The organism is Actinomadura madurae, assembly GCF_900115095.1.
Classification (GTDB): Bacteria; Actinomycetota; Actinomycetes; order Streptosporangiales; family Streptosporangiaceae; genus Spirillospora; species Spirillospora madurae.
In genome coordinates this window covers 388,020-401,969 of the sequence record NZ_FOVH01000002.1, presented here as the reverse complement: position 1 = coordinate 401,969, position 13,950 = coordinate 388,020, and the positions used below count along the sequence as shown (strand labels likewise).

Genomic DNA, 13,950 nt, shown 5'->3' with positions numbered 1-13,950 from the left:
AAGGACGCGGTCGTTTTCCGGCCGACCGTCCGTTACCGTTCACCCGTGTGGTGAGCCACGACTGTAACGGTATTCGAGCACGTCGCGAGCCAAGATCACCGACTTTCCCGGCATTCCTGGCCGATCCTCCAAACCACCCGCTATCGCAGCGCGATCGTCACCTCGTCCTCGCACGGCGGCGCCGTCTCCTGGTCGCCGCAACCGGTCGCCGCGTAGCAGCGGATGCGGAGATGCGACTCGGTGACGTCCAGGCGCAGGAAGCTCTTGAAGAAGGGCGGCGCGTCCCAGTCGGCCAGTTCCGAGCGGAACCGCTGCGGCAGCTTGTGCATGGGCAGCCGCAGGAACCGGGGACGGCGGCGGCCGTCGCGCGGAACGCCGAGCACGGCCGCGACGAAGCGCGCGCGGCGGGACGGGTCGGGCCCCTTGTACCCGCGGCCGGGCCGGATGCCGAGCCGGTGCCGGACGGCGGCCGTGGCCTCCTCGGGGGTGAGATCGAAGAGCTTCGGGAGCCGCAGCCACCGGCCGTACAGCTTGCTGTAGCGCGAGAGGGAGTCGCCGCGCAGCGGGTAGCAGCGGAACTCGTTCTCCTCCACCACGCGCGTGCGCGGGATCGTGTGGGTCGCGTGCATGAAGGCGCCGCCGCCGCCCGCGACGATGTACTGGATCGTCCGGCCGTCGGCGGTCCGCACCGGGTAGCGCTGGTAGTTGTGGATGTCCCCGCCGATCGCGGCCACGTAGTTGTGCGCCGGGTCCCGGACGATCTCGTCGACCGTCCCGCCGCCCTCGATCCGCCCCGGACGGCGTTCGTCGTCCACGTACAGCGGTTTTCCGGTCACGAGCAGCTTGGGTTTCGGCCCACCGGACACCTCCCGCAGCCAGCGGGCCTGCTCGCGGTCCAGGGCGCCGGTGATCCCGGTGTCGATGCCGACGACGCGCAGCGAGGGCGTGTCGATCGCCCAGTACGGTCCCGGCTGGACGCCCTGCTGGCCCGGCGCGCCCCGGTACGTCCGGCGGGCCTCGGCCAGCGCGTCGGGGTCGACCGCCCCGGAGTGCCGCCACAGCAGGCGCGGGATGAACGAGAGGGGACCGCGCCAGGGCGGGGGCGAGCAGTCCGCGTCCAGGTCGCAGAAGACGTGCAGGAAGCCGCGCAGGCCGTCGTACCAGTCGTGGTTGCCGGGCACGGCGAAGATGGGGGCCGGGTAGTCCTTGTAGGGGCGGAAGAGCTTCTCCGGGTACTCCCCCGCGTCCCCGGCGGGGTAGATCACATCACTGGCGATGATCATGAAGTCGGTGCCGGCGGCGGCGTGCAGCAGCGGCGGCACCACCGCGTACTGCGACCGGTCGCCCTCGCCGGTGTCGCCGAGCAGCGCGAACGAGAACTCCGGCGCCGAGCGGTGGACGGTGAAGGCGGCCGGCGTGCCCCGCTCGCGCAGCGCGGCCACGCAGCGGCGGCGGATCGTGTTCGACGGGTCGCCGAACAGGCGCGCGACCACGTCGTTGCGGGACCGCCACAGCACCGACGGCCGGCGCCAGGAGAAGTCGGGGACGCGCTCGGGCAGCAGGTCGTTGAAGGTGCCGGGCTTCTGGCAGACCCATCCGGCGCCCGCCTCCGAGGTCCGCGAGTTGTCGGGTTCGGGGGAAACCTCGGCACACACAGAACGCCTCCGGCCAGGGGGTGAGGGGATGCGCACAGCCTGTACGGAGGCGCCCGCGACGTCAAGCGAACACGGCGGCGGGCGGAAAGCGGGCGGAAGGCCGGCGGACAGGACGATCGGGCCGCGCGGCGCACGGCCCGATACCGGGTGATGGAGCGGGATTCAGCTACACGTGGTGGCCACCGGCGCCACCCCCAGAGACGCCGGCGCCACCACGATCCGGGCGCCCGCGGTCATCATGAGTCCCCCCAGAACGGCGAGCTCGTGGTCGCCTTCCCATGATGACTCCACAGACGGCCCCTTGGTCCCGAAAGCGGGACGTAAACGACGCTATCCGGGTGGCCGTAATGGGGGCGTAAACCGGCCCAAACGCGGGACCAAAACCTCGGCGGGATCCGGGGATCAGGGGGCCAGGACCCGCAGGGCCCCCGGGAGGACCCGCGCCGTGACCGGCAGCACGCCCGGCAGCTCCCCGTCCGCGCCGTACGGGAGCGTCCGGCCGGCGGGGCCGGCCAGCTCGATCCGGACCTCCCGGCCGCGCATGACCTCCACCTCGGGCCGCCGGACGTGCGCGCCGCTCTCCAGCTCGCGCATGACGGAGAAGAACAGGGTCTTCGGCGCCTTCCGGATGAGCACCACGTCGAGCAGCCCGTCGTCGACGCGGGCGTCGGGGGCGATGTGCCGGCCGAAGCCGTAGTAGCCGGAGTTGGCGGCGACGACGGTGTAGCCCTCGCGGCGGTGCTCCTCGCCGTCCACGGTGATCAGGTAGTCGGCGTGCCGCCACGAGACGATCGCGCGCAGCGCCCCCACGTAGTAGGCGGCGGACCCGCGCAGCAGGCGCGTCCGGTTGGCGTTGTCGTTGGCCACGGCGTCCACGCCCGCGTAGACGCTGCCGAGGACGGCCGTCCCGTTGGCGTCGATGGCGTCCACGGCCCGCGGCTCGCCCTCCAGCAGCAGCCGCGCGAGCTCGTCCGGGCCGGACGGGACGCCGAGCTGACGGGCGAAGTCGTTGCCCCGGCCGGCGGGCACGATGCCGAACAGGGCGTCCGCGCCCGCGTCCATCTCGGCCAGGGCCCCGCCGACGCAGCCGACCATGCCGTCCCCGCCGACGCCGAGGACCACCCGCCCGGCCTCCGCCGCGGCCCGCGCGGCGGACGCGGCGTGCTCCATGCCGCGGCTGTACTCGACGTCGACCTCGGCGCCCGCGGCGCGCAGCAGCCGGCCCAGCGGGATCACGCGGGAGGCGGCCGCGGAGCCGCCCGCCGCCGGGTTGACGATCGCCGTGAAGGCGCGCATGGCGGCTACTCCTCCGGGGCCGGCGGGACGAGGACGCCCGGGTTGAGGATCCCGGCCGGATCGACCCGGTCCTTGACGGCGCGGAGCACCGCGGCGCCCAGCGGCCCGATCTCCCGGGCGTACCAGTCGCGGTGGTCGGTGCCCACCCCGTGGTGGTGGCTGATCGTCCCGCCCGCCCCGGCGATCGCGTCGTTGGCCGCGCGCTTGGCCCGGTCCCAGTGCTCGACGGGATCCTTGCCCTGCGCGGACACGACGGTGAAGTAGAGGGACGCCCCGGACGGGTACACGTGCGAGATATGGCACATCACGAGCGGTGGCGTACCCGCCCCGGACAGCGTCCCGATCAGGGCGTTGCGGACCGCCTCGTACAGCGCGGGGACGTCCGACCAGAACGCCGCGGTCTCCAGCGTCTCGACGAACGCGCCCACGTCGAGGAGGGAGTCGCGCAGGTAGGGGGCGTCGAAGCGGCCGTGCCGCCACTTCTCCCCCGGCCCGGTGCCGAGGGGTTCGCCGCCCGCGTCGCGGAGGGCGTCGGCGGCCGCCGACCCGCGCGCGGCGACCTGCGCCGGGGTGCCCTCGAACCCGAGCACGGCCAGGCACCCGGCGGCCGACGACCCGCCGCCGATCGCCGCCGGGTCGGCCAGCCCGACCATCGTCTCGGCCTCGTCGGACAGCCGGAGCACGGCGGGCACCGGGCCGTCCTGCGCGAGCCGCCGGAGCGCGGCGGCGCCCTCGGCGAACGAGGCGAACCGCCAGCCCTCGTACTCCCGGGCCTCCGGGACCGGATGGACCCTGACCCGCACGGAGGTGATCACTCCGAGGGCGCCCTCGGAGCCGAGGACGAGCTGCCGCAGATCCGGCCCGGCGGCCGACCTGGGCGCCCGGCCGAGGTCCAGGGACCCCTCGGGGGTGGCGACGGTGAGGCCGGCCACCATGTCGTCGAACCGGCCGTATCCGGCGGACGCCTGCCCGCTCGACCGGGCCGCCGCGAAGCCGCCGACCGTCGCCCACTCGTACGACTGCGGGAAGTGGCCGAGGGTGTAGCCGCGCTCGTTGAGCAGCGCCTCCGCGGCCGGGCCGCGCAGCCCCGGCTGGAGCACGGCCGTGCGCGAGACCTCGTCGAGCGAGACCAGCCGGTCCATGCGCCGCAGGTCGAGGGCGATGAAGGCGCGCGCGCCGCGTCCGGTGAGCCGGGGCGCGAGGCCGCCGACGACCGAGGTGCCGCCGCCGAAGGGGACGACCGCGACACGGCGCTCGGCGCACGCCTTCAGCACGGCGAGGACCTCCTCGTGGGAGCCCGGCAGCACGATCGCGTCCGGGGTGTCGGAGGTGTCCCCGGCGCGGATGCGCAGCAGGTCGGGCGTCGACTTGCCGCGCGTGTGCCGGACGCGCGTCTCGGCGTCGGCCCGGACGCCGCCGTCCCCGACGATGCCGGCGAGCGCGGTCAGGTCGTCCCCGGACAGCCGGGGCTCGGCGACCGCGACGTCCGCCAGCGCGACCGGCGGCGCCTCGGCGGGCCGCACGCCGAGCAGGTCGCGCAGCAGCCCGACCATCGGCTCGGGCAGCGGCGCCGCCCTGGAGGGGTCGCCCCAGCCGCTCCACAGCATGTCCCGCGCCTGCACCCTGTCTCCGGTCACCGGGCCTCCCGTCCGTGTGCTTACACTGTGACACATGACGTCGAATCGTCACAACAGGAACGGCGGGCGGACCGACGACGACGCCGTGCTCGACGCGGCGCGCGACTGCGTGCTGGCCGTCGGGATGCGCCGCACGACGCTGACCGACATCGCGCGCCGGGCCGGGGTGTCCCGGATGACCCTGTACCGCCGGTGGCCGGACGTCCGCACGATCGTCGCCGACCTCATGACCCGCGAGTGGACCGGCATCGGCGCGGCACTGCAGCCGCCCGACGACGGCCGCCCGGTCCGGCCGAGGATGGTGGACGGCCTGGTCACCGGCGTCCGGACGCTCCGGGAGCACCCGCTGCTCCGCAAGATCATCGAGGTGGACCCGGAGCTGCTGCTGCCCTACCTGCTGGACCGCCGCGGCGCCAGCCAGCAGGCCTTCCTGGCGTGGTTCGAGGAGGCCATCGCCGCCGGCCACCGGGACGGGACGATCCGTCCCGGCCACCCCGGCCGGCAGGCCCGCGCGCTGCTGCTCGTCGTCCAGTCCTTCGCGCTGTCCGCGCCGATCATGATCGACGCGGACGACCCCGCCCTGGACGCCGACGCGCTCGACGCCGAACTGCGCCACATCCTGGAGAGGACGCTCGCGCCATGAACACCACCGGACCCGACCCGCGGACCTCGCTCAACGCGGCGCGCCGGGAGCGCGACCTCGCCGCCCTCCCCGGCGAGGTGGTGGACGTGCTGGTCGTCGGCCTCGGCGCGACGGGGGCGGGCGCCGCGCTGGACGCCGCCTCGCGGGGGCTGTCGGTCGCCGCGATCGACGCCCGCGACCTGGCGTTCGGCACGTCCCGGTGGAGCTCCAAGCTGATCCACGGCGGCCTGCGGTACCTCGCGCAGGGGCAGGTGGACGTCGCGCACGAGAGCGCCGTCGAGCGCGGCGCGCTGATGCGGCACACAGCCCCGCACCTGGTGCGCGCGCTGCCGTTCGTGCTGCCGCTGACCCCGCTCGTGCCGCGCTCCCAGGCGCTGCTCGCGGGCGGCGGGATGCGGGCCGGGGACCTGCTGCGGTTCGCCGCCCGCACCCCGCGCTCGGTGCTGCCGGGCCCGCGCCGGCTGTCGGCGGTCGAGACGCTCCGGCTCGCGCCCGCGCTGCGCCCCCACGGGCTGCGCGGCGGGCTGCTGTCGTGGGACGGGCAGCTCGCCGACGACGCCCGGCTCGTCACGGCGATCGCGCGGACCGCCGCCGGGCACGGCGCCCGGGTGCTGACCCGGTGCCGCGCGATCGGGCTGGCCGGCGACGGCGCGCTCGTCCGGGACGAGCTGACCGGCCGGGAGTTCGCGGTGCGGGCCCGCTCGGTGGTGAACGCGGCGGGCGTGTGGGCGGGCGGCCTGGTGGACGGGGTGCGGCTGCGCCCGTCGCGCGGCACCCACCTGGTGATCCGGGCCGAGACGCTGCGCGGGCTCACCGCCGCGATGCACGTCCCGGTCCCCGGCGCGAGCAGCCGGTACCTGCTGGTGATCCCGCAGGGCGACGGCCGCGTCTACGTGGGCCTCACCGACGAGCCCGCGGACGGGCCCATCCCGGACGTCCCGGAGCCGACGGAGGCCGAGATCGGCTTCCTGCTGGACGTCCTGGACTCGGCGGTGGACGTCCCGGTGCGCCGCTCCGACGTGATCGGCGCGTTCGCCGGCCTGCGCCCCCTCCTGGACAAGGGGGACGGCGGCGACACCGCCGACATCTCCCGCCGGCACGCGGTCCTGACCTCACCGGACGGCGTCGTCACGATCGTCGGGGGCAAGCTGACCACCTACCGGCGCATGGCGCAGGACGCCGTCGACGCGGTCGTGCGCGCCCGCGGGCTGCCCGCCGGGCCGAGCCGGACCGCGCGCCTCCCCCTCGTCGGCGCCGCCCCCCGCGCCCGGCTGGACGCGCTGGACGCGCCGGCCCGCCTGGTCCAGCGGTACGGGACCGAGGCGCCGCTGCTGACCGCGCTCGCCGCGGAGGACCCGGCGCTCCCGGAGCCGGTCGTGCCGGGACTGCCGGTGACGGGGGCGGAGCTCGCGTGGGCCGTCCTGCACGAGGGCGCCCTCGACGCGGACGACCTGCTTGACCGGCGCACGAGGATCGGTCTCGTCGCCTCCGACCGGGAGGCCGCGCTGCCGGCGGCGGAGGCGCTCGTGTCCCGGGCGGCACATCACTGAGACCTCCGTCACCCCTCGGGTCTCACCTTTCATGGTTTGGACGCGGTTTATTAGGTTACCCTTACCTAATCGCATCCAAGATCAACGGGGGGGACCAGGGGTGACGGGCACCAAGGGCTGCGGGCACTGCCCGGGGAGCCACACGGGCGAGCGGCCGTGCCTGGCGACCGCCACCGTGAAGGCCGGCGCCTGGCTGCTCGTCGAGCACCCCGGCCCCTGGCCCGAGCACGTCGAGGACCTCTCCGGCCCGGCCCCGGTCGCCGAGGTCGTCCGGGCCGCGAAGAAGGCGGGCGTCCGGCCGCAGCTGATCCGCCGGCCCGGCCGCCGCCGCCCCACCCCGCCACTGCAGGTCTACGCGGGGAGCGCGCGCGGGGGCGAGGCCTGGATCGAGGGACGCGAGCTCGCCGACCCGGGCGAACTCGCGCTGCTCGACCTGCGCGCGCTCGCCGCGGGCCGGTCACCGGGCCTCGGCGACCGGGTGGCGGAGCCGGTCCTGCTGGTCTGCACGCACGGGCGCCACAACGCGTGCTGCGCCCGCACCGGGGCGCCGCTGGCCCGCGCGCTGGCCACACGTTTCGATCGCCTCATCTGGGAAACCACCCACGTCGGCGGTGACCGATTTGCGGCGAATTTGGTATGTCTTCCCCACGGACTCTCGTACGGCGACCTCGGCGAAGCGGAGGCGACCACGGCGGTGGACGCCTACCTGCGGGGCGAGGTGGTCCTCGACAGGCTGCGCGGACGGGCCGGGACGCCCGAGCCGGCGCAGGCGGCCGAGCACTTCGTCCGGGAGCACACCGGGTGCCTCGGCCTGGACGAGGTGGCGGTGGAATCCGTCATTGGGACATCTCCGTACGAAGCGGTCGTTGTCGCCCGGCAGAGCCGTTACCGGGTGATCATGGAGGCCGTCCAGCAGCCGGACCCGTGCGGCACGGGCTGCGGGGAGAACCAGAGAACCTACGTTGTTAGGGAACTCACCCTTCTCAACGAGGCCGCCCTCGTGTAATCTCCTGGAGGCCCCATTCGAGGGTCTCCCTGTCGCACGTCCCCACGTTTCCGGAGTAACCGGGCGGGGAACAGAGCGGCAACTCCAGACGTTGGAACTTTCGGCGCTTCTGACTCATGTCATCTGAAGTACGTCGAGCGTCCATGTCCCGAATTTGTTCGAAACCAATCAAGGTGGGTGTTCCATGGCTCAGGTACGTCGGCAGGCAAACCTCCCTCGTCCCAGCTGGGGCTGGCAGGACGCCGCGGCGTGCCGGGGGGAAGACCTCGTCCTCTTCTTCGGTCCCGACGGCGAACGCCAGCCCGAGCGCGAGATCCGCGAGCGCAAGGCCAAGCAGATCTGCATGGGCTGCCCCGTTCGCACGGAGTGCCTGGACTACGCGGTGTCCAGGCCCGAGAAGTACGGCACCTGGGGCGGCCTGAACGAGGACGAGCGCGCGTCCGAGCGCCGTCGCCGGATGCGCCGCGCCAACGCCGCCTAACCGAGAACGCAGGCCGCCAGAACGCTCCCATCGCGATCCCCGGCACGCCACCTGAAACGTCACGGCCCCGCCCCGCGGGGCCGTTTGCGTTGCCCGGGCCCGGTCCCTCCCGGCCGGGCCCGGCCCGTTCGTCACATGTGCGTTACGGCTTGACACATCGTGCCACGACATACCGCGCGGCCGCCTTTTACCGCATCGGGCATCGCGCCGTGGCCAATTTTCGGGAATTCGCGCGGACGCCATTCGGCCCGGACCCGGCGTCCGCCGCCGGGACGGCCCGCCCTCGGGACCCCCCGGCAGGCCCTCGGGACGGCCTCGGGACGCCCTCTCGCGCCCGCGGTTCAGGCCGTCCCCGGCGCCCCTCCGGCCGGCCGCCGGCCGCGGTCCAGCCACGCGATCACGTCGTCGTCGGTGAGCTGGTCGAAGTCGCGGTACCACTGACCCACCGCCCGGAACTCCCACGGCGCCGCGGGCACCACCAGGTCGTCCACCTCCGGCTGCAGGCTCCGGACCGTCTCGGCGGCCCCCACCGGCACCGCGAGGACCAGCCGCGACGGGCCGCGCTCGCGCATCGCCCGCACGGCAGCGCGGGCGGTGCCGCCGGTGGCCAGCCCGTCGTCCACGACGACCACCGGGCGTCCGGCGGTCTCCGGCAGCGGGCGGCCGTGCCGGTAGGCGGCCACGCGGCGCGCCAGCTCGGCGCGCTCGGCCTCCACCGTGCGGGCCAGGTCCTCCTCGCGGAGCCCGAGCCGGGCCAGCAGCTCGGCGTCGAACACCGGGGCGCCGCCCTCGGCGATCGCGCCGACCCCGAGCTCCGGCTGCGGCGGATACCCGATCTTGCGGGTCACCAGCACCTCCAGCGGGGACCCGAGGCGCCGGGCGATCTCGTAACCGACGGGCACGCCCCCGCGCGGCAGCGCGAGGACCGCGGCGCCGTCCAGCCCCATCGGGGCGAGGCGCTCGGCGAGCACGCGGCCCGCCTCGGCGCGGTCGGCGTAGGGGAGCCGGACGGTCTGCGCCTGCTGGAAGTCTCCGGGTGCTGTCTTGTCCCAGGACATCGGCTCACCCCCTTCCGGGGTGATCCCTACCCACTCAGGAACCGGTGAGCCACCGCAGCGGGTTGTCTCGCAGGATCGTGCGAAGCGTGGCGTCGTCGGCGCCGGCCGCCCGCAGGGCGGGCAGGAACGTGTCGAAGAGGTACCCGTACCCGGAGCCGCCGTAGCGGGTGACCTGCGCCATGCGCGAGACGCCGGTACTGAGCAGCACCCGGTCGGCGTGCCCCGCCTCCAGCAGGTCCAGCACGCAGCGGACGCGGGCGCCTACGGAGGCGCTGCCGTCGCCGGCGAGGCCGAGCGTCCCGAACGAGACGTAGCCGCCCGTCTCGGCGATCTTGCGGTGCTGGCCGGGGTCGTCCACCCGGTCCTGCTGGCCGACCGCGACGCGCTCCGGGGCGAGCCCGGCGCCGGTGAGGATCTCCAGCTGGGCGAGGCCCGCCCGCCCGTACGTCGCGACGGACAGGCCCGAGTAGCGGGCGGCCTGCGCGGCGGCGCGCAGGCACAGCTCCTCGGTCTCGGTGGGCGCCTCGCCCCAGGTGCCGATCTCGCCGATGACGCCCGGCAGCGAGTTGGTGCCGTCCATGCCGAAGCCGACCTCGGCGAGCAGCCGCTCGGCGAGGCGGTCGACGGCGGAAGGGCCCCAATGCTCATTCTGGGGGGTCGTCCCCCCAGAATGAACCGCCGTGGCGGCGGCGAGGGTCTCGCGGACGAACGCGGGGTGGAACGGCTCGGTGAACACGCCCGTCCCGGCGACCACGGCGACCCTGGCGCCCGCGCTGATCCGGGCGAGCGCGGCGGCGTTGCGTCCCATGCCCGAGCACGTCAGGTCGACGACGAGGCCGAGGCCGTGCTCCTTGCGCAGCCCGGACAGCTCCCGCTGGACGGCCTTCTCCTCGTCCAGCCACCGGCCCGGGTCGGACGCCGCGAGTTGCGGGCGCGCCGGCCAGCGCAGGTCCATCTGCAGGTGCTCGTGCGAGAGCACCGGCCCGGTGATGTCGGACGTCGCGATCGTGCCGGTCACGGTCCGGAGCCGGCCGGTGTCCTCACGGGGGGTCATGCCACGCGAGGGTACGACATGTTTGCCCTTTTCAGGACCTCAATCGAGGCTGTTTTTACCCGCGGGCCCCTGGTCAGGGGATTCCGGCGCGTCCTCCGCGTCACGGAGGGCGCGCACCCGGGCGGTGTCGCCGCTCGGCCACAGCCGGTCGATCTCGGCGTTCAGCGCGGCCCCGATCAGCACCGCGAGCGCGGCGACGTACAGCCAGGCGAGGACCGCGATCGAGGCGGCCAGCGGGCCGTACACCGACACCCCGCTCAGCGACCCGGCCAGGTAGAGCCGCAGGCTGAAGCTGCCGACGATCCAGATCAGCAGCGCCAGCACGCCGCCGGGCACCTGGCGCCACCAGGACGTCCGCACCGGGATGCTCACGTGGTACAGCAGCGAGAGGAAGATGATCGACAGGCTCACCACCACCGGCCAGTACAGCAACTGGACCGCGGCGGCGCTCTCCGGGAGCACCTGCCGCACCAGCGTGGGGCCGGCCACCAGCAGCGGGATGACGATCAGCATAACGAGCAGGCCGACCAGGTAGAGGAAGAACGCGCGCAGCCGGGTGCGGATCACCCCGCGCACGCCGGACAGCCCGTAGGCGATCGTGATCGTGTCGACGTAGACGTTCGTCGCCCGCGACCCCGCCCACAGCGAGATCAGGAAGCTGACCGACACGATGTCGGGACTCCCGCCCTTGATCACGTCGTCGATCAGCGGTTCGACGACCGAGTCGACGGCCGGCCCGGTCAGTACGGTCTGCGCCTGCTCGATCACCCAGTTGCGGATGTCCGCCACGGTCTCCCTGTCGAACAGGCCGCGCAGGTGGCCCATCGTGCCGATAAGCCCGATGACGAGGGGCGGCAGGGACAGCAGCGCGAAGAACGCCGCCTCGGCGGCCAGGCCGGTCACCCGGTAGCGGAACGCGCCGACGGCGGTGCCCTTGGTCAGGGTCCACGCGACCCCGGGTGCCGCCCGCGCGGCCGCGCGGGAACGCGCGAGCGCCCGTTCGCCCAGGCTCGGCTCTTCGGGTGCGTCCGGCTCTTCCCGCGTGTCCGGCTTTTCACGTGCGTCCACGTCCGGCTCTTCGCGCACGTCCGGCTCTTCGCGCACGCCGGGCTCCGCGCGCACGCCCGGATCGGGGCCGTCGCGGCCCTCCTCGGCGCCCGAGTCCCCGGCGGGTGGGACGCCGGCGGCGTCGGAGACGGTGGTCACACCACCCCACCGTAGAGCGTTACGCGCCCGGAACATGCCGCCTCGCCCATTTCACTGGTCCGCTTCGCGCGTGGCGCGCCGATCGCCTCCCCCGTCCCGCCGATCCGCAGTCCCGCCGCCCGGCCTCCGCACGTCTCCCTGCCCATACCCGCTTTGACGCCGCGGAACGTCATCCGGATCATGATCGTCCTCGTCCGGCCACCGGATGATCCGGGCATTTGCCTCTATGGGTGACAATGGGAGACATGATCTGCCCGTCGTGCCGAGAGCACCGCCACGAGGAGTGCCGTGGCGGGTCCTGGTGCGACTGCCAGCATCGCCCGGAGCCCGCGACGCCCGGCGACGAGCGCCGCGACGACGGGCCCGCGACCGGCCGGGACGGCGAGCCTCCGGTGAACTGGAGGCGGCAGGGATGACGAATCTCACCCGTCCGCATGCCGGACGCGGCTGGACAGCCCGCGAGACGTCATGTCAGAGTTCGAGTATGACTGCCGCGGACCCGCTGCTGGCCAAGCGCCGGCACGTCGACTTCCTCCGCGTCCGCAGCGCGATCTGTCGCTGACGCCCCGACCACGCCCCAGCTCAGCCGGGCGCGTGGCGCATCGGCGTCACCTTTGACTTCATCCTGCTCAGCGTCGAGCCGGCTGCCTCAGAGCGCCGGTGCGCTACGCGTCCCTCACGATCACAGACGAGGACGCGCGCCGTGCCACCCGCGATCAAGCGCAAGAAGGCCGAGGGCCAGTGGGCCCTCGGTTACCGGGAACCGCTCAACAAGAACGAAGAGAACAAGAAGAACGACGACGGCCTGAACGTCCGCCGCCGCATCATCGACATCTACTCCAAGACCGGCTTCGACTCGATCGACCCGGCCGACCTGCGCGGCCGTTTCCGCTGGATGGGCCTGTACACCCAGCGCAAGCCCGGCATCGACGGCGGCAAGACCGGCGCGCTGGAGGACGAGGACCTCGAGGACCGCTACTTCATGATGCGGGTGCGGATCGACGGCGGCCAGCTGAGCGGCCCGCAGCTTCGCACGATCGCCGACATCTCCACGCGGTACGCCCGCGGCAGCGCCGACATCACCGACCGGCAGAACGTCCAGCTGCACTGGGTGCGGATCGAGGACGTCCCGGCGATCTGGGAGGCCCTGGAGACGGTCGGGCTGCACACGATGGAGGCGTGCGGCGACGTCCCGCGCACCATCATCGGCTGCCCGCTCGCGGGGATCGCCGCCGACGAGGTGATCGACGCGACCACCGACCTGCGCGAGATCCACGACAAGTACATCGGCTCGCCCGAGTTCTCCAACCTGCCGCGCAAGTACAAGACGGCGCTGTCGGGATGCACCGCGCACTGCACCGTCCACGAGATCAACGACATCGCGTTCGTGGGCGTGGTGAACGAGGCGGGCGAGACCGGCTACGCGCTGTACGTCGGCGGGGGGCTGTCGACCAACCCGATGTTCGCGCAGAGCCTCGGCGTGTTCGTGAAGCCGGAGCAGACCAGCGTGGTGTGGCACGGCGTCACGTCGATCTTCCGCGACTACGGCTACCGGCGGCTGCGCAGTCGCGCGCGGCTGAAGTTCCTGATGAAGGACTGGGGCGCGGAGAAGTTCCGCGAGGTGCTGGAGAAGGAGTACCTCGGGTTCGCGCTGCCGGACGGCCCCGAGCCGGCCGCGCCGCTCGCCCGCCGCGACCACGTCGGCATCCGCCCGCAGAAGGACGGGAACTTCTACGTCGGGTTCGCCCCGCGCGTGGGCCGGGTGAACGGCGAGCTGCTCGGCGTCATCGGCGACCTCGCCGAGCGCTACGGCTCGGGCCGGGTCCGGACGACCATCGAGCAGAAGATGGTCATCCTGGACGTCCCGGAGGAGAACACCGAGGCGCTCGCCGACGAGCTGGCGAAGCACGACCTGCAGGTGCGGCCGTCCACGTTCCGCCGCCAGACGATGGCGTGCACGGGCATCGAGTACTGCAAGCTCGCGATCGTCGACACCAAGCAGCGCGCGATGGACCTGATCGACGAGCTGGAGAAGCGGCTCCCCGACTTCGACCAGCCGCTGACGATCAACGTCAACGGCTGCCCGAACGCCTGCGCCCGCATCCAGGTCGCCGACATCGGGCTGAAGGGCCAGCTGGTCGTGGACGAGAACGGCGACCAGGTCGAGGGCTTCCAGATCCATCTCGGCGGGCAGCTCGGCGCGTCGTTCGGCAAGAAGGTCCGCGGGCTGAAGACCACCTCGGCCGGGCTCACCGACTACGTCGAACGGGTCGTCCGCAAGTTCGACGCGCAGCGCACCGACGGCGAGACGTTCGCCGAATGGGTGCACCGCGCCGACGACGCCGACCTCAAGTAAGGGCGGGC

Annotated in this window: 11 protein-coding genes; 5 read left to right on the top strand and 6 right to left on the bottom strand. The window is 73.7% G+C overall.

Annotation, left to right across the window (positions count from 1 at the left end; genetic code table 11):
- Nucleotides 1–140: 140 nt before the first annotated feature.
- The 3 genes from BM339_RS07665 to BM339_RS07655 form a co-directional block, all read right to left on the bottom strand.
- The gene (locus BM339_RS07665; RefSeq protein ID WP_075020351.1) at nucleotides 141–1,655 is read right to left on the bottom strand and encodes a metallophosphoesterase family protein; all 1,515 of its coding nucleotides are present in this window, start codon (nucleotides 1,653–1,655) and stop codon (nucleotides 141–143) included.
- A gap of 402 nt (nucleotides 1,656–2,057) precedes the next feature.
- Nucleotides 2,058–2,951: a diacylglycerol/lipid kinase family protein gene (locus BM339_RS07660; RefSeq protein ID WP_075020350.1), complete on the bottom strand. Its 894-nt coding sequence runs from the start codon at nucleotides 2,949–2,951 to the stop codon at nucleotides 2,058–2,060.
- Nucleotides 2,952–2,956: 5 nt separating this feature from the next.
- Nucleotides 2,957–4,558, bottom strand: coding sequence for an FAD-binding oxidoreductase (locus BM339_RS07655; RefSeq protein WP_033333563.1), 1,602 nt, complete (start codon nucleotides 4,556–4,558; stop codon nucleotides 2,957–2,959).
- A gap of 64 nt (nucleotides 4,559–4,622) precedes the next feature.
- Between BM339_RS07655 and BM339_RS07650 the strand changes: the two genes are divergently transcribed.
- From BM339_RS07650 to BM339_RS07635, 4 genes are all read left to right on the top strand, one after another.
- Nucleotides 4,623–5,231 carry a TetR/AcrR family transcriptional regulator gene (locus tag BM339_RS07650; RefSeq protein WP_021599003.1) on the top strand — a complete coding sequence of 203 codons (609 nt, stop codon included), beginning with the start codon at nucleotides 4,623–4,625 and terminating at the stop codon, nucleotides 5,229–5,231.
- The gene (locus tag BM339_RS07645; protein ID WP_075020349.1) at nucleotides 5,228–6,781 is read left to right on the top strand and encodes a glycerol-3-phosphate dehydrogenase/oxidase; all 1,554 of its coding nucleotides are present in this window, start codon (nucleotides 5,228–5,230) and stop codon (nucleotides 6,779–6,781) included. The genes BM339_RS07650 and BM339_RS07645 overlap by 4 nt, the downstream gene beginning before the upstream one ends.
- A gap of 100 nt (nucleotides 6,782–6,881) precedes the next feature.
- Complete coding sequence (locus tag BM339_RS07640) at nucleotides 6,882–7,787, top strand: sucrase ferredoxin (protein WP_021600083.1); 906 nt, start codon at nucleotides 6,882–6,884, stop codon at nucleotides 7,785–7,787.
- 184 nt (nucleotides 7,788–7,971) lie between these two features.
- Nucleotides 7,972–8,268: a WhiB family transcriptional regulator gene (locus tag BM339_RS07635; RefSeq protein WP_021600082.1), complete on the top strand. Its 297-nt coding sequence runs from the start codon at nucleotides 7,972–7,974 to the stop codon at nucleotides 8,266–8,268.
- Between the two features lie 341 nt (nucleotides 8,269–8,609).
- Here the strand turns inward: BM339_RS07635 and BM339_RS07630 are convergent, their stop codons facing one another.
- From BM339_RS07630 to BM339_RS07620, 3 genes are read right to left on the bottom strand one after another with little or no spacing between them, the layout of a single operon-like run.
- Nucleotides 8,610–9,326 (bottom strand): phosphoribosyltransferase, encoded by a 717-nt coding sequence (locus BM339_RS07630; RefSeq protein WP_075020348.1) that lies wholly within the window; start codon nucleotides 9,324–9,326, stop codon nucleotides 8,610–8,612.
- Nucleotides 9,327–9,360: 34 nt separating this feature from the next.
- The gene (locus BM339_RS07625; protein ID WP_075020347.1) at nucleotides 9,361–10,380 is read right to left on the bottom strand and encodes a phosphotriesterase family protein; all 1,020 of its coding nucleotides are present in this window, start codon (nucleotides 10,378–10,380) and stop codon (nucleotides 9,361–9,363) included.
- Between the two features lie 39 nt (nucleotides 10,381–10,419).
- Nucleotides 10,420–11,586: a YihY/virulence factor BrkB family protein gene (locus BM339_RS07620; protein WP_021599339.1), complete on the bottom strand. Its 1,167-nt coding sequence runs from the start codon at nucleotides 11,584–11,586 to the stop codon at nucleotides 10,420–10,422.
- A gap of 703 nt (nucleotides 11,587–12,289) precedes the next feature.
- On the opposite strand from BM339_RS07620, the gene BM339_RS07610 reads away from it, so the two are divergent.
- Entirely contained in the window at nucleotides 12,290–13,942 is a 1,653-nt protein-coding gene (locus BM339_RS07610) for a nitrite/sulfite reductase (protein ID WP_075020345.1), read from the top strand.
- Nucleotides 13,943–13,950 lie beyond the last annotated feature (8 nt).

Bases quoted from the DNA above. Each gene is read 5' to 3' on its own strand.
- BM339_RS07660 (WP_075020350.1), bottom strand. From the start codon at position 2,951: ATGCGCGCCTTCACGGCGATCGTCAACCCGGCGGCGGGCGGCTCCGCG.
- BM339_RS07655 (WP_033333563.1), bottom strand. From the start codon at position 4,558: ATGCTGTGGAGCGGCTGGGGCGACCCCTCCAGGGCGGCGCCGCTGCCC.
- BM339_RS07650 (WP_021599003.1), top strand. From the start codon at position 4,623: ATGACGTCGAATCGTCACAACAGGAACGGCGGGCGGACCGACGACGAC.
- BM339_RS07645 (WP_075020349.1), top strand. From the start codon at position 5,228: ATGAACACCACCGGACCCGACCCGCGGACCTCGCTCAACGCGGCGCGC.
- BM339_RS07635 (WP_021600082.1), top strand. From the start codon at position 7,972: ATGGCTCAGGTACGTCGGCAGGCAAACCTCCCTCGTCCCAGCTGGGGC.
- BM339_RS07630 (WP_075020348.1), bottom strand. From the start codon at position 9,326: ATGTCCTGGGACAAGACAGCACCCGGAGACTTCCAGCAGGCGCAGACC.
- BM339_RS07625 (WP_075020347.1), bottom strand. From the start codon at position 10,380: ATGACCCCCCGTGAGGACACCGGCCGGCTCCGGACCGTGACCGGCACG.